Origin of the sequence: Nocardia sp. XZ_19_231, assembly GCF_015355705.1 — a bacterium.
Taxonomy (GTDB): domain Bacteria; phylum Actinomycetota; class Actinomycetes; order Mycobacteriales; family Mycobacteriaceae; genus Nocardia; species Nocardia salmonicida.
Genome location: NZ_JACUZI010000001.1, coordinates 797,834 through 812,585 on the forward strand (window position 1 = coordinate 797,834; position 14,752 = coordinate 812,585).

At 68.0% G+C, this 14,752-nt stretch carries 12 protein-coding genes; 11 read left to right on the top strand and 1 reads right to left on the bottom strand.

The window, feature by feature from the left end:
- Positions 1–27 precede the first annotated feature (27 nt).
- From IBJ82_RS03480 to IBJ82_RS03520, 9 genes are read left to right on the top strand one after another with little or no spacing between them, the layout of a single operon-like run.
- Positions 28–2,259 (top strand): beta-ketoacyl synthase, encoded by a 2,232-nt coding sequence (locus IBJ82_RS03480; protein ID WP_194824469.1) that lies wholly within the window; start codon positions 28–30, stop codon positions 2,257–2,259.
- Complete coding sequence (locus IBJ82_RS03485) at positions 2,237–3,490, top strand: MFS transporter (RefSeq protein ID WP_194824470.1); 1,254 nt, start codon at positions 2,237–2,239, stop codon at positions 3,488–3,490. The genes IBJ82_RS03480 and IBJ82_RS03485 overlap by 23 nt, the downstream gene beginning before the upstream one ends.
- 60 nt (positions 3,491–3,550) lie before the next feature.
- A complete protein-coding gene (locus IBJ82_RS03490; protein ID WP_194824471.1) occupies positions 3,551–4,468 on the top strand; it encodes an acyl-CoA desaturase in 918 nt (305 codons plus the stop codon).
- Positions 4,469–4,480: 12 nt separating this feature from the next.
- Positions 4,481–4,738 carry an acyl carrier protein gene (locus tag IBJ82_RS03495; protein ID WP_194824472.1) on the top strand — a complete coding sequence of 86 codons (258 nt, stop codon included), beginning with the start codon at positions 4,481–4,483 and terminating at the stop codon, positions 4,736–4,738.
- Between the two features lie 2 nt (positions 4,739–4,740).
- Positions 4,741–5,634: a cyclopropane-fatty-acyl-phospholipid synthase family protein gene (locus tag IBJ82_RS03500; protein WP_194824473.1), complete on the top strand. Its 894-nt coding sequence runs from the start codon at positions 4,741–4,743 to the stop codon at positions 5,632–5,634.
- Positions 5,631–6,890 carry a cytochrome P450 gene (locus IBJ82_RS03505; protein ID WP_194824474.1) on the top strand — a complete coding sequence of 420 codons (1,260 nt, stop codon included), beginning with the start codon at positions 5,631–5,633 and terminating at the stop codon, positions 6,888–6,890. Before IBJ82_RS03500 ends, IBJ82_RS03505 begins: the two co-directional genes overlap by 4 nt.
- The gene (locus IBJ82_RS03510; RefSeq protein ID WP_228536412.1) at positions 6,887–7,624 is read left to right on the top strand and encodes a thioesterase II family protein; all 738 of its coding nucleotides are present in this window, start codon (positions 6,887–6,889) and stop codon (positions 7,622–7,624) included. The genes IBJ82_RS03505 and IBJ82_RS03510 overlap by 4 nt, the downstream gene beginning before the upstream one ends.
- Before the next feature lie 8 nt (positions 7,625–7,632).
- The gene (locus tag IBJ82_RS03515) at positions 7,633–9,291 is read left to right on the top strand and encodes a fatty acyl-AMP ligase (protein WP_370585127.1); all 1,659 of its coding nucleotides are present in this window, start codon (positions 7,633–7,635) and stop codon (positions 9,289–9,291) included.
- Positions 9,288–10,496, top strand: coding sequence for a cytochrome P450 (locus IBJ82_RS03520; protein ID WP_194824475.1), 1,209 nt, complete (start codon positions 9,288–9,290; stop codon positions 10,494–10,496). Before IBJ82_RS03515 ends, IBJ82_RS03520 begins: the two co-directional genes overlap by 4 nt.
- Positions 10,497–10,499: 3 nt before the next feature.
- On the opposite strand, the gene IBJ82_RS03525 is transcribed toward IBJ82_RS03520, so the two are convergent.
- Entirely contained in the window at positions 10,500–11,294 is a 795-nt protein-coding gene (locus tag IBJ82_RS03525) for an MBL fold metallo-hydrolase (RefSeq protein ID WP_194824476.1), read from the bottom strand.
- A 235-nt stretch (positions 11,295–11,529) separates the two neighbouring features.
- Between IBJ82_RS03525 and IBJ82_RS03530 the strand changes: the two genes are divergently transcribed.
- On the top strand, positions 11,530–12,315 hold the full coding sequence (locus tag IBJ82_RS03530) for a tyrosine-protein phosphatase (protein ID WP_194824477.1): 786 nt from the start codon (positions 11,530–11,532) through the stop codon (positions 12,313–12,315).
- Positions 12,316–12,523: 208 nt separating this feature from the next.
- Positions 12,524–14,749: a SulP family inorganic anion transporter gene (locus IBJ82_RS03535; RefSeq protein ID WP_370585128.1), complete on the top strand. Its 2,226-nt coding sequence runs from the start codon at positions 12,524–12,526 to the stop codon at positions 14,747–14,749.
- The last annotated feature ends 3 nt before the right edge of the window (positions 14,750–14,752 follow it).

A 14,752-nucleotide genomic window follows, 5' to 3' on the forward strand; every position in this document is an offset into this window, starting at 1 on the left:
ATCGTCGACGTCAGGAACGGAGATCCGATGACCACCACACCACTGGACACCCTCGACTTCGACGGTGAGCCCTTCGACGTCCTCGCCTGGACGCTGGCACTGGAGCCGGCCACCAGCCCCACCTCACAACCCTCGACAGCACCGGCGGCCCCACCGTCCGCCGCCCCGGCCCACACCGCATCGGTGCCCGCGGTGCAACCGTTGCCCGCCGTACAACAACCCACCGCGCCGGTGGCGGTGGGTGGGCCCGTCGACGCCATTGCCGCGCTCCTGCAGGAGGTTCGGTCCGAGCTCGTCACCGCACACCTGTCGGCGATGGACGTGCAGACCGCGTTGCAGCGGCGCGCGCTCGACACCCTGGGCAGTCACGACCAGGGTGCCCGGTCCGACCGGGAACCTGTACCCGCGCCGACCACCTGGGCGGAACAGACCTTCGCGGTCATGATCGACTACGCGCCGGCCACCGGATTGACGGTCTCCGCCGCGCCGGGACACCCGGTGGTCTTCGAGCTGCCACCGCCTGCGACCACCATGAACGCCTTCAAGTTCCTCGCCCACACCCCGATCACCGCACTGGACGGCGCTGCCCTCGCCGCACTGGGCAGGGGCGAGGTGGCTGCCGTCTTCGGCCCGGCTTACGACCAGGAAGGCGTCAACCCCGACATCCGGCTGACCGACGGCGCCCATGGCAACCTCGCCGAGGTGCTCGAGATCGCCGGACGCGAAGGTCCATGGGCCAGAGGGCGCTTGCGGGCGACCTGCCACATCGATGGCCCCGATCCGGTCACCGCGGCGACCGAACTCGCCTGGCAGGCAGCCCAGGTCTTCGCGGTGCGCGCGGGCCTGCAACTGTGCCTGGCCGGTGCTCGATTCCAGGCGAACGAGCCCCTCGAAGTGACGGTGTCCGCCCCGATGACCGGACCCGCCGAACTGATCGCCGACGTGGTCCAGATCGACCTGCTGCCGCGTCCATGGCTGCGGATCAATGCCGAAATCCGTTGCGCGGGAGCAGTAGTGGCAACAGTGCACGGTCTCGCCCTGGAGATCAGGGAGGAGCAGGGTCTGGCGATCGGTCCCGATGCCGGTGGCGAGATTCCCCGATTCCTCGGCCGTCGCAACGTCTTCGGTCAGCGGGCTCTGCTCGGTGAGTTCCACATGACCCACAGCGCGCGCGGCGATCTCGGCATTGCGCTCGGCCCGGAGTTCTCGGCCTACGCGGGTCGCAGGGCCACGCGCATGCCCAACCACGGACTTCAGCTCTGCGATCGGGTGATGGCCGTCGACGGGCGACGCGGGCAGCTCGACGCGGGCAGCGCGCACACCGAATACGACTCGCCCGCCGACTCCTGGTACTACGTCGAGTCGGCCGACGCCTCCATGCCCAACGTCGTCTACATGGAGACCTCGCTGCAGTCCGCGTTGCTGCTCGGCTACTTCCTCGGCGCCACCCTCACCTCGCCCGAGGAGGACTTCAGCCTGCGCAATCTCGACGGCTCCGCGACGGTGCTGCGCGAGGTGGACTTGCGGGACAAGACGATTCAGCAGACCAGCAGGCTGATCGACACCACGGTCCTGGTCGGCGTCGTGCTGCAGACGTTTTCGTACGAACTCTCGGTGGACGGCGAACCGTTCTACGCGGGGGAGTCGCTGTTCGGGTTCTTCAACGCTCCGGCGCTGGCGAACCAGAACGGACTCGACAACGGCGAATTCGTGCCCACGTGGCTCGACCGACAGGAGCAACGCCCCGCTGTCCGGGTGATCGACGTGGCCGCGCGACGAGCTGCGGGCACCGGCATGCCGTGCGCGGTCGGACACCTGGCGATGCTCGATGACATCGAAACCGTCGACGGCGCGGGAGAATTCGGGCTCGGCTATCTGCGTGCTACCCGTGCGGTCCGCGCCGACGATTGGTTCTTCGGCTACCACTTCTACCTCGACCCGGTGATGCCCGGATCCCTCGGTGTCGAGGCGGTGATCCAGGCGATGCAGGAGTGGACGGTCGACACCGGTCTCGCCGCCGAACTGGTCGCGCCGGAATTCGTCGTTCCGGTCGGTGTGGCGTTGTCATGGCGCTATCGCGGGCAGATCCTGGCAAGCGACGAGCTGATGACCCTCGAGGTGCACATCAAGAGCGTCGAACGGCGTCCCGGCCGGATCCGGGTGATCGCCGACGCGAGCGTCTGGAAACCGAGCATGCGGATCTACGAACTCACCGATGTCGCCGTGGAGTTGCGCGATGGCGACGCCCGAGCCTGGTGAGGCGCACGGGCATCCGGTGATCGTCGCCGATGCCACGCCCTCGTCGATTCGGTGGCTGCCGGTCCTGGTGCTCGCCCTCGGCGCGTTCTGCGCCGGGACCGACAACTACCTCGTCGCCGGGGTACTGGCACCGATGGCGGCCGACCTGCGGGTCTCCGTCGCCGGCGCCGGACTGTTCGTCACGGGTTACTCCCTGGCCTACGCCCTCGCCGCGCCCGTCGTGGTCACCATGCTGCGGGTGCGCTCGCCACGGCGACTGCTGCTCATCGCGATCGCGCTGTTCGTCGTCGTGAATCTGCTGGCCGCGGTGGCGTGGTCACCGTGGGTGATGGCAGTGGCGCGCATCGCGGCCGGGTGCGTCGCGGGGATCTATGTTCCCCTCGCGGCCGCGGCGGCGGCCGCCATGGCTACCGCGGACCGTCGCGGTCGGGCGTTGGCGGTGATCCTGGGCGGCATCTCGATCGCCACCGTGGCGGGTGTGCCGCTCGGGGTGTGGGTCGCCGGGCTGTCGTCGTGGCGGATGGCGTTCGTCGCCGTCGCCGCGGTGGCACTGATCACGACTGTCGGTGTCGCACTCACGGTTCCGTCGGGCGAGGGCACACCCGTGGTGTCGCTGCGGCAGCGACTCGCACCCCTGCGGCACCCACCGGTGTGGCTGGGACTCGCGGTGACGATCTCGGGCATGACCGCGGGATTGATGGTGTTCACCTATGTGGGCCCGATCTATACCGAGGTCCCCGCCGTGGGAGCGGATCACGTCGGCGCGCTGATCATGGCGCACGGCGTCGGGGCGATGATCGGCCTGTGGGGCGGGAGCGTGTTGGTCGACCGATTCGGCGCGCGGCCGGTACTGCTCGGCGCGTTGACGATCTTCACCGCGAACCTGGCCTGGCAGCCGATCGCCGCGCACACCTTGGCAACCACCGTCGCCTTCGTCACGGTGTGGGGTGTGGTCGGCTGGGCCTTCCTGCCGGCGCAGCAGCACAGCATGATCGCCGACGCGACCCCGGAGCAGGCGCCGATGTTGTTGTCGCTCAACGGGTCGGCGATGTATCTCGGGGCCGCCTTCGGCTCGGCGATCGGCGGAGCCGTGATCGAGGTCCTCGGTACCGATCACATCTGGATGTTCGCCACCGGCTTCGGCGCGATCAGTGTCGCGCTGTCGCTGGTCCGTCATAAACAATTCCGATCCGACGATCGGCAATTGTCACACGCCGTCGCCGACCGCTGAACGCCTGGCTACGGTAAATAATGTTCAGCCCGGTTCCATACCGCTGAGGTGAATTGCACAATGAATCCCGATCCGCGCAGAAAAACGATCAGTAGTCCCTATATCCACCGACTGCAACGACGCCACTTCCTGCTGTTCGATATTCTTCCGATCATCGGCACGGTAGTCGCTTTCGCCTTCCTTCTGGTCCGGCCCTTCGGTGTGCTGGAATTCGCTCTGCTCTTCGTGATGTGGCTGCTCACCGGACTCGGCGTGACGGTCGGCTATCACCGGCTGTTCACCCATCGCACGTTCAAAGCCGCGCCGTGGGTGACGTGGGCCCTGGCGATCCTCGGCTCGATGGCGGGCCAGGGCCCGGTCATCTCCTGGGTCGCCCTGCACCGGCGCCACCACGAATACAGCGATCGCGACGGCGACCCGCACTCGCCCAACCTCGCCGGTGACGGCCTGCGCGGTGCGCTGCGCGGCCTTGCCCACTCCCATTTCCTGTGGATGCGCCGCCACGAGTACCCGAACGTGGTGCACTACGCGCCCGACTTGATCAAGGACCGGGGTCTGGTCCGCATCGCCCGCCTCTACTACTACTGGGTGGCGCTCGGGCTGTTGATCCCGACCGTGATCGGCGGCCTGGTCTCGATGAGCTGGACCGGCGCGGTCGCCGGCCTGCTCTGGGGTGGGCTGGTGCGCATCTTCGTCCTCGAGCACATCGTCTGGGCGATCAATTCGTTCCTGCACATGTTCGGAACCCGAAACTATGAATCCCGCGAGAACAGCCACAACGGTGGCGTATTCGCCCTGGCGACGCTGGGGGAGTCGTGGCACAACAATCACCACGCCTTTCCCGAGTCGCCTTCTTTCGGATTGGACTGGTACCGCCTCGATCCCGGTTTCTGGCTCATCCGAACACTGGCATTCTGCGGTCTCGCCTGGGACCTGAAAATGCCGTCCGCCGAACGCATGGCAGCCAAGCGAATCTAAGGAATTCTCACCGTGGATACAAGTAAAGAAGCCATTGTCATCTGGTGCCAGGAATACCTCGCGAGTCTGCTCGAGGTACCGGCCGCCACCATCGACCCGGCCACCGATTTCGATCGCCTCGGCATCGACTCGGCGCTGGCCGTCGCGCTGCTGATCGAGGTCGAGGACCGCTACGGTGTCGATCTGGCGCCCGAGGACCTGTTCGACAACCCCAACCTCAATGCCGTCGCCGCCTACCTGCACGAGCAGAGCCGGCGGAGTGTGGGGTAGCGATGTCGGTCCATACCGAGCGGTCCACCGCGGCCGCCGCAGCGATCCGTCACCACTACGACGCGGGTAACGACTTCTATCGCCTCTGGCTCGACGAGTCGTTGTCCTACTCCTGCGCACTGCGCGAAAACCCCGACGACACACTGGAACTCGCCCAGGATCGCAAACTGCGATTCCATCTGGACGCGATCGACGCGCAGCACGCCACCACCGTCCTCGATATCGGCTGCGGGTGGGGCGCGATCCTCGAGCGGCTGGCGCACGCCGGGGTCGCCAGGTCCGTCGGGCTGACGCTCAGTCCCGAGCAAGCCGAGTTCGTCCGATCGCGCAATTGCCCCGGCGTCGAAGTGCGGACCGAGAACTGGCTGCACTACGAGCCGGACACCCGATTCGACGGCATCATCTCGATCGGCGCCTTCGAGCACTTCGCGACCCCCGACGACGCACCGGACCAGAAGATCGGGGTGTACCGGGACTTCTTCACGCGGTGCCGCGACTGGCTCGAGCCCGACGGCACACTGTCGCTGCAGACCATCGCCTACGCGAATATGTCTCGCGAACAAGCCAGTGCCTTCATGCAGCAGGAGATCTTCCCCGACGCCGACCTGCCGACGCTGGCCGAGATCACCGCAGCGGCCGAGGGCCTTTTCGAGGTGCGCTCGATCAGCAACGGGCGCCTCGACTATGCCTGGACGTGCGAACAGTGGGCGCGCAGGCTGCGGGCCCACCGCGCCGAAGCCACCGAGATCGTCGGCAGCGACGTGGTGGCCCGCTACGAGCGCTACCTGAAACTGTCGGCCCTCGGTTTCCGGATGGGCAAGATCGGCCTGCTGCGGCTCGTGCTGGTGCCCTACCGCACCGGATTCTTCGCCGACCGTCGGGTGCGGTCGGCATGACCACGCATTCGCCCGAACCCGTCGCACCGAGCAGGGCGCGGGTTCGGTTCAACCCGTTCAGCACCGAATTCCGGCAGGACCCGTATCCGCTCTACCAGCAGTTGCGCGAAGCCGAACCGGTGCACCGCACGCTCGGCATGTGGGTGCTCACCCGGCATGCCGAGGTGCGTGGGGTGCTGCACGATCGCTCGTTCAGCGCCGGTCTGATTCCCAGTCTGGTGAGCAGACAGGCCGAGCGGCTCGGGCACTGCAGCGTCGCGCAGATCGAACGCCTCGGGCGTAAGTCGTTGGTGTTCACCGACAATCCCGATCACGCGCGGTTGCGCGGACTGGTGAACCGGGTGTTCACCGCCCGGTCGGTGGAGTCGCTGCGCCCGCTGGTGGCCCGGGTCGCCGCCGATTTGATGGAGCGGGCCTGGCGTGACGGCGGCCTGGATGTGATCGCCGACCTGGCCGCGCCGCTGCCGGTGGCGGTGCTGTGTGAGTGGATGGATCTGCCCGAGGAGTTGCGCCCGCAGGTCGGGCCGTGGACCCACGACATCCGATTCCTGCTCGAGCCCGGCATGATGAAAGCCGGGGATTTCGAACGGGTCCGCGTGGTGGTCGAGGAGTTCGCCGCGGCCATCGATGCCGTGTTGCCCGAGCGGCGTGCCCGGCCAGGCAGTGATCTGATCAGCCAATTGCTCGCCGCGCGGACCGCAGGCGGCGACGTGCTGACCGACGAGGAAGTGGTCTTCGTCGCCATCATGTGTTTCGTCGCGGGCAACGAGACCACCAAATCGCTGATCGGCAACGGGACGCTGGCACTGCTGCGCCACCCCGCGCAGGCCGCGCTGCTGCGCCGCGGACCGGAATCGGTCGAGGCGGCGGTGACCGAGGCCCTGCGCTACGACCCTCCGCTGCAGTTGACCAAGCGCCTCGCCACCCGCGACATCCAGCTCGACGGCGCCAGGATCTCGGCGGGCGAGCAGATCCTGGTGTGTCTCGGCGCGGCCAACCGCGACCCCGACGTCTTCGCCCGGCCCGACGAGTTCGACCTCACCCGCACCGGCGGTGGACATCTCGGATTCGGCCACGGTATGCACGGGTGCCTCGGCGGACTGCTCGCCGAACTGCAGGCACAGGTCGCCTTCGAGTACCTGTTCGTCCGTTCGGAGCACCTGGAACCACGGCAGGTGGACCTCGAATGGCAGGACCACAGTTTCATCGTGCGTGGCCTGAAGAGCCTTCCCGTCGACGTGCGGCGGGCACGATGACGGGCACCGGACTGGTCACCTCCTGGTTGCGCGGCGACACCGCGCCCGCTGGGGTGCGGCTGGTGTGTATCCCGCACGCGGGTGCCGGGGCGTCGTCGTTCAATCGCTGGCCCGACCTGTTCGGACCGGGGATCGGGGTCGTGCGGGTCCAGCTCCCCGGCCGCGAGGATGTCGCGCAGCTTCCGCCGCTGCACCGGGTCGGCGAGGCGGTCGACGAATTGTCCGGACAGATCACACAATCGGGCGACGCACCGGTGGCCCTCTACGGCCACAGCATGGGCGCGCTGATCGCCTACGAACTGGCTCGCGCGCTGACCGTCGCGGGCAGGCCGCCGGTCCACCTGTTCGTGTCCGGTCGCCGATCACCACACCTGGCGGCGAGCCGCGCGGTCCTGCATCGCCTGCCCGACGACGACTTCGCCGCCGCACTGGACGCGATGGGCGCCTGGGGTGCGGCCGGCCGCAGCGCGAGTTTCCTGCGGTACGCACTGCCGCTGACCCGCGCTGACCTGGAGTTGTCGGAGGAATACACCCACCGGGCCCAGCCCCGGCTCGCCTGCCCGATCACGACGTTCTACGGCGACGAGGACCCGATCGCCGACCCGGACGAGGTGTGGGCGTGGGGGTCGTTGACCGACGGCCCGTTCGCCACCCACGAGTTCACCGGTGATCACCTGTTCCACCATCGACATCGCGCGGCTATCGCGGCGATCATGACCGCCGCCCTGACCTGAGGACCGACGTGCAGCTACTTCCCGAGATCCTCGCGCGTCGCGCCGTCGACGAGCCGGACCGCATCGCCTACATCTTCCTCGACGACAACGGTGCCGAGCACACCACCACGACCTATCGCGAACTCCACGAACAAGCGGTGGCGGTGGCGGGACTGCTGCGCGCGCGGTGCGAACCGGGCGAGCGCGCGCTGCTGGTGTTCCCGCAGTGCGTCGAATTCATCACCGCCTACTTCGGCTGCCTCTACGCGAATATCGTTGCCGTTCCGGTGAATCCGCCGCGTCGCGGCAAGGTCCAGGACGCGACGCGCTCCATCGTCGGCGACTGCGCGCCCACGGCCGTGCTGACGATCGCAGGGCTGCTCGACACGTTGCGACCGGTACTCGAGCCGCTCTGTACCGCACGGCAGTGGCTGGCCGTCGACGAGTTGCCCACGACGGAAACGTCTTTCACCGCGACAGTCGCTGATCCCGATTCCGTGGCGTTCCTGCAGTACACCTCCGGGTCCACCTCCGCGCCCAAGGGCGTGATGGTGACGCATCGAAACCTGGTGGCCAACGAGGAGATGATCCGGCACAGTTTCGGCCACGACCGGGAGTCGACCGTGGTCGGCTGGGCGCCCTTCTTCCACGACCAGGGCCTGATCGGCAATGTGCTGCAACCGGTGTACGTCGGCGCGACGACCGTCATGATGTCGCCCACCACGTTCATCCGGCGGCCGCTGCGGTGGCTCGAAGCCATCTCGCACTATCGTGCGCACACCAGCGGCGGCCCGAACTTCGCCTTCGACGCCTGTGTCGCGCGCGCCGCCGCCGGGGAACTGCCCGACCTGGACCTGAGCAGCTGGAAGGTCGCCTTCAACGGCGCCGAGCCGATTCGGGCCGAGACCCTGGACCGGTTCGCGAAAACGTTCGCGCCACTGGGGTTCGGCGCCCAGGCGGTGTTCCCGTGTTACGGCCTCGCGGAGGCCACCCTGCTGGTGTCGGCGAGCGGGAAGGGACGCGGTCCACGGTTGCTCGACGCCGATATCGACGCACTCGCCGATCGACGATATGTCGCGGCCGCGGTGGATCGGGGTCGCACGCTCGTCGGCTCCGGGGTGGCGCTGCCCGGTGAGGACCTGCGCATCGTCGACCCGGAGACGGGCAACCCCTGTCCGGAAGGTCTGGCCGGCGAGATCTGGGTGGCGGGCGACCATGTCGCCCAGGGCTATTGGGGCCTGCCCGAGGCGACCGCCGAGACCTTCCACGCCCGCATCGCCGACGATCCCGAGCGCACCTACCTGCGCACGGGCGACCTCGGAGTGGTCGTCGACGATGAACTGTATGTGGTGGGCCGCCTCAAGGACATCATCATCCTCCGGGGCCGCAACTACTACCCGCACGACATCGAGCACACCGTGCAGCGCGCGCACTCGGCGCTGCGACCCGGTAGCGGCGCGGCGTTCGCGGTGCCGGGGCGCAACGGCGAGAAGCTCGTCGTCGTCCAGGAGCTGAAGCGCGACACCGACGCAGACACCGACGACATCGCGGGCGCTATCCGTGCGGCGGTGCTGCAGGAACACGAACTCGCCGTCGCGGACGTGGTCCTGGCCGCGCCGGACACCGTGCAGAAGACGAGCAGCGGAAAAATCATGCGATCAGCGGCAAGAAAGCGATACCTGCAATGAGCACCGAGACCTTCGTCTTCGATCCCACCGCACCGGGATTCGCCGACGACCCCTATCCGCACTACGCCCAGTTGCGCGCCGCGGGACCCGCGCAAGAGCACCCGATGGGATTCTGGATCATCTCCCGGCACGCCGACGTGGCTGCCCTGCAGCGCTCCCCGCACTCCGTCGACGAGCAGCACCTGCGGCATCTGCCCGCGTGGAAGAGCGGCAGCACCGAGGTCCGCAAGGAGAGCCGCGTGATGGGCGGGCTGTCGATGCTGGATCAGGACCCGCCCGACCACACCCGCCTGCGGCGACTGGTGTCGAAGGCCTTCACGCCCCGCTCCATCGAAGCGCTGCAGCCGCGCGTCGAGGAACTGGTCGAGGAGGCGCTGGCCCGCATCGCCGCGGCGGGCACCGCAGATGTCATTGCGGAACTGGCCTTTCCGCTGCCCTTCACCATCATCTCGGAGATGCTCGGCATCCCGGTGGGCGAGCACACCCGGCTGCGCGAGCTCACCGAGATCGTCGTATTGGTGTTCGAGCCGTTCGCGAGCCCCGAGACCCAGGACCGGATCCGGGCAGCCAACCAGGAACTGTTCGGGATGGTCCGTGAACTGATTCGCTGGAAACGCGCGAACCCCGGTGACGATCTGCTCACGGCGCTGATCGGCGCCGAGGACAACGGCGACATGCTCAGCGAGGACGAGCTGATCTCGCAGGTGATGTTCCTCTACATCGCGGGCCACGAGACCACGGTGACCCACCTCGGCAGCGGAATCCTGTCGCTGCTGCGGCATCCGGACCAGGCGCGGCGGCTGCGGACCGAGCCCGAACTGGCGGCAGGCGCCGTCGACGAGCTGATGCGTTTCGACACTCCGGTGCACCTGATGCGCCGGATCACCCTCGCGCCGTTGCGCGTGGGTGACCACGAGATCCCCGCTGGCTCCTGGGTGATCGGCGCCTTGGCCGCCGCCAACCGGGACCCGGAATTCTGGGGCGCCGACGCCGACCAGCTGCGTCTGGACCGGCCCAACGCGCACCAGAACGTCTCGCTCGGCGCGGGCATCCACCACTGCCTGGGTGCCGCGCTGGTCCGGATGGAAGCTCGGATCGTGTTCCCGCGCTTCGTGACCCGCTTTCCCGAGGCCGCGGTGGTCGATCAGACGTGGAACGGTCGGATCAACCTGCGCGGCCTCGCGACCCTGACGGTGGCGGTGTAGCGCTCAGCGCGGCTGTTCGGCAGGCACCGAGAACCGCATGCCCGGTCGGCTCAGGTGCACGGGTCCGTCGAATTCGGCGGACACGTCGTCGCGCCGAGCCTGCTGCCACTGGTCCTGTGCCGAACCGAAATGGGTCAGCACCACCGAGCGCGCACCCGCGGCGGCGGCGGCCTGCCCGACCTCGGTGCCCGAAAGATGGCCGTGCGGTGTGCGATCGGGCTCGGCGAGGGTGGACTCGGCGAGAAAGATGTCGACGTCGGCGGCGAGGGCGACCAGGTTGTCGTTCCATCCGGTGTCGCCGGTGAACGCGAGACTGCCGGTGGGGCTTTCGATGCGGATGCCGCAGGCGGGTTCGGTGTGCACCATGGGCACCAACTCGATGCTGCAGTCGGTGAGCGCGTAGGTGGCGCCGCGCTCGTATTCGATGACCTCGTAGGCCAGGTCGAACGCCCGGTTCAGATCGGGGAAGGTCTTCACCGGGAACAGCGCGGCGAGCTGATCCAGTTTCGCGCGAGCCCCTTTCGGCACGAACAGCTTGATCCGGCGGTCCGGGGCGTCGGCCGCCTTGCGCATCGCCTGTTTGCCGATGGGCAGCACGTCGTAGCAGTGATCCAGGTGCAGGTGGCTGATGACCACCGCGTCGAGCAGGCTCGCGTGCACGTAATTGCCGAGCATCACCGCGATTCCGGGGCCACAGTCGAGCAGAACTCTCGACTGGCCGGTTTCGACAAGATAGCCCGAGCTGGCGCCGCCGTCGGCGGGCATGCCTGCTCGATTTCCGACGATTGTCAGGTGCATTCGACATACCTTTCGACACGGAAGTTTCGAGCCCGACGGTATCGAGGGAAACCGGCGCCGCCGACTCGTATCGAACATTCCGATCCGTCCATCGCATTTCCTGATCGAATCGACGACGTCAGCGCTCTGACCTGTGGAAATGTCCGGAAGATCGTTCGGTGAGAGCGAATTTCGGAATTTGCGGTATCCGACACCGAATACCGTTGACCAAACGGTGCGAGTAGGTGCTGCGAAAATGAGAACGGGGATTGTGATGACCAACGGTGTGAGTTCTTCGATGGGCCGGGAATTGCCGCTGCGCGGTGCGGTGAACGCGCGGGACCTGGGTGGGTTGCGAACGTTGGACGGGCGGCAGGTGCGCCGCTTGCGGGTGCTGCGGTCGGACATGCTGACCTCGCTGGACGCCGCGGATGTGTCGTTCCTGCTCACCGAATGCGGGCTTCGCACGATCGTCGACCTGCGTGCGCCGAGCGAGATCGTCACGGACGGAACAGGTGCGGTGGTCGACGCCGTCGCGGACTACCGCAACGTGCACGTCTACGGCGCGGACCGGGTGCGCCTCGACCTCACCGAGGTCTCGCCGGACGGGAGCATGTTCGATAGGTACTGCGAATACCTCGAGCACAGCAGCGAGAACCTCGCCGCCGTGCTGCGCCTGCTCGCCGCGCCGGGTCAGTTGCCCGCGCTGGTCCACTGCGCCGCGGGCAAGGACCGCACCGGGGTGGTGATCGCCCTGCTGCTCGCCGTCGCCGGAGTGCGCGCGGACGACATCATCGCCGACTATGCCGCCACCACCCCGAATATCGCGGCGCTGCGGGCCCGCGGGGGACGAGCCGCTGGACCGGAGGGCGACGCGGCCGACCGCCTGCCCGCCTGGGTTTTCGCCGCCGAGGCGAACACCATGCGCCAGTTCCTGGCCCACTTGGACGCCGAGTACGGCGGCCCCACTGTGTGGGCGACCGACGCCGGTCTCGACCAGGCGACGCAACGACAGTTGGCCGACAACCTGCTCTGTGACTGAGGTCACAGATCGACGGCGATTTCGTCCCATTCTTCCCCGAACGTTTTCTATTGCTTGGGAAGTTCTTTACTATTGTCAGGACTCTGTGTCTGGAGTCCGAGCTCTTCCGAGCAGTGCTGCAGATCCGCCGTTCGCTCGCAGCTCAGCATCAATTGCCAGTGCATGTTCGACCGATGAACCGGGACCTCATCTGTCCCGGCGAAGGAGAATGATGACCGACAATGATCCGGGCACCACTACCGATGCGACAGCGCGCACGCTGTCGCATGCTTCACTGAAATCGGTTCTCCAGCAAGACCTTCCAGCGTCAATCGTGGTGTTCCTAGTCGCGTTGCCGCTGTCGCTCGGGGTCGCGCTGGCCTCCGGCGCGCCTGTCGTCGCCGGGCTCATCGCGGCCGCCGTCGGCGGCGTGGTGGCGGGGTTGCTCGGCGGCTCGAAGGTTCAGGTCAGTGGGCCGACCGCGAGTCTTGCCGTCGTGGTGGCGGGAGCGGTCCAGCAATTCGGTTGGGCCGCCATGTGTTTCATCACCGTCGGGGCGGGTGTACTACAGATCCTGTTCGGGCTCAGTCGCGTTGCGCGCGCCGCGCTGGGGATCGCGCCGGTCGTGGTGCACGCGATGCTCGCCGGCATCGGGGTGGTCATCGCCCTGCAGCAGGTGCACGTGCTGCTCGGTGGAACGACGGTCAGCTCGCCCTTGGCCAGCATCGTCGCGCTCCCGCGTCAGGTGATGTCGGCGCAGAAGGGTGACTTGTTCGTCGGGCTGCTGGTGATCGCCGTGCTGATCGGATGGCAGTATCTGCCGCGCCGGGTGCGGGTGGTGCCCGGCCCGCTGGTCGCGGTGGTGGTGGCGACGGTGGTCTCGCTGGTCCTGCCGGTGACGGTGGAACGGGTGCGCCTGGACGGCTCGCTGCTCGACGGCATCGGGTTGCCCGCGTTGCCGCACGGCGGGTGGTTGCCGCTCGTGCTCACCATGCTCACCATCGCGCTCATCGCCAGCGTGGAGACGCTGCTCTCGGCCGTCGCGGTCGACAAGCTGCGCCCCGACCAGCGCACCGACTTCGACCGGGAACTGCTCGGTCAGGGCGCGGCGAACATGGTCTCGGGCGTGCTGGGCGGTCTGCCGATCGCGGCGGTCATCGTGCGCAGCATCACCAACGCCAACGCGGGCGCTCGCAGCAGGGCGGCCACCGTGCTGCACGGTGGCTGGATCCTGGTGTTCTCGGTCGCGTTGGTCGGCCTGGTCCGCCAGATCCCGACGGCGGCGCTGGCCGGGTTGCTGGTGTTGATCGGGGTGCAGTTGGTGAAGCTGGCGCATATCAAACGTGCCCGCCGCACCGGCGACATCTACGTCTACCTGGTCACCGTGATCGCGGTCGTCGCGCTGAACCTGTTGCAGGGCATGGTGATCGGACTACTCGCCTCGGTCGCCCTGCTGCTGTGGCGGGTCGTGAAGTTCACCATCACCGCGGCGCCGCGCACCGATGGGACCTGGCTGGTGCGGATCGCGGGCACCTGCACCTTCCTGGCCGCGCCCCGGCTCACGACCGAACTGGCGAAGGTGCCCGCGGGGGTGGACGTGACGGTCGAACTGAGCGTGGACTTTCTCGACCACGCCGCGTGCGAGTTGCTCTCGGAATGGGCCGATGTCCGTGAATCCAATGGCAGCACAGTCGATTTCGTGGAACTCGGCGCCGCGAGGATGGCCCGCACCCAGGACGGACCGCCCGACCACGGGCACGCGCGCAAGGCGGTCGTCGACCCGATTCGGCCGTGGCGGCGCAGCGGCGGCGTCGACCCGATCGCCGCGGGCATCGCGGCCTATCATCGCGAGCACGCGCACCGGATGCGGCCGCACCTGGCCGGGTTGCAGCACCGGCCCGATGCCGACACCTTCTTCCTGGCGTGCGCCGACGCCCGCATCGTGCCCAACGTCATCACCAACAGCGGCCCCGGCGACCTGTTCACGGTGCGCAATGTCGGCAATCTGGTGCCGGTCGGCGGCTCCGACGTCTCGGTGGAGGCGGCGCTGATCTACGCGCTCGACAAGCTCGATGTGCGCTCGGTGGTGGTGTGCGGGCACAGCGGCTGCGGGGCGATGGAAGCGCTGTACCGGCAGGTGCAGGCCGGGCCGGGCCTCGACGACTGGCTGGCCCATGCCCAGCCGACCCTGACGGCGTTCCACGGTGGCCACCCCGTCGCCGAGGCCGCCAGGCTGGCGGGCTTCGGCCCGATCGACCAACTCGGCATGGTGAACGTGGCCAGGCAGGTGCAGACCCTGATCGATTATCCGGCGGTGCGAAGCGGCATCCAGGAGCGCGGCGTGGCGGTGTCGGGACTGTTCTTCGACCTGGCGACCGCGCGCGTCATCGAGATCACCGCCGACGGGATCGCCGACTTCGACGACGCCCGTCGTGCTGCCGCCGAGCCCGTGTAAAGG

Excerpts from the sequence above, each read along its gene's own strand:
- IBJ82_RS03480 (WP_194824469.1), top strand. The coding sequence starts at position 28 with ATGACCACCACACCACTGGACACCCTCGACTTCGACGGTGAGCCCTTC.
- IBJ82_RS03485 (WP_194824470.1), top strand. The coding sequence starts at position 2,237 with ATGGCGACGCCCGAGCCTGGTGAGGCGCACGGGCATCCGGTGATCGTC.
- IBJ82_RS03490 (WP_194824471.1), top strand. The coding sequence starts at position 3,551 with ATGAATCCCGATCCGCGCAGAAAAACGATCAGTAGTCCCTATATCCAC.
- IBJ82_RS03500 (WP_194824473.1), top strand. The coding sequence starts at position 4,741 with ATGTCGGTCCATACCGAGCGGTCCACCGCGGCCGCCGCAGCGATCCGT.
- IBJ82_RS03505 (WP_194824474.1), top strand. The coding sequence starts at position 5,631 with ATGACCACGCATTCGCCCGAACCCGTCGCACCGAGCAGGGCGCGGGTT.
- IBJ82_RS03510 (WP_228536412.1), top strand. The coding sequence starts at position 6,887 with ATGACGGGCACCGGACTGGTCACCTCCTGGTTGCGCGGCGACACCGCG.
- IBJ82_RS03520 (WP_194824475.1), top strand. The coding sequence starts at position 9,288 with ATGAGCACCGAGACCTTCGTCTTCGATCCCACCGCACCGGGATTCGCC.
- IBJ82_RS03525 (WP_194824476.1), bottom strand. The coding sequence starts at position 11,294 with ATGCACCTGACAATCGTCGGAAATCGAGCAGGCATGCCCGCCGACGGC.
- IBJ82_RS03530 (WP_194824477.1), top strand. The coding sequence starts at position 11,530 with ATGAGAACGGGGATTGTGATGACCAACGGTGTGAGTTCTTCGATGGGC.
- IBJ82_RS03535 (WP_370585128.1), top strand. The coding sequence starts at position 12,524 with ATGATGACCGACAATGATCCGGGCACCACTACCGATGCGACAGCGCGC.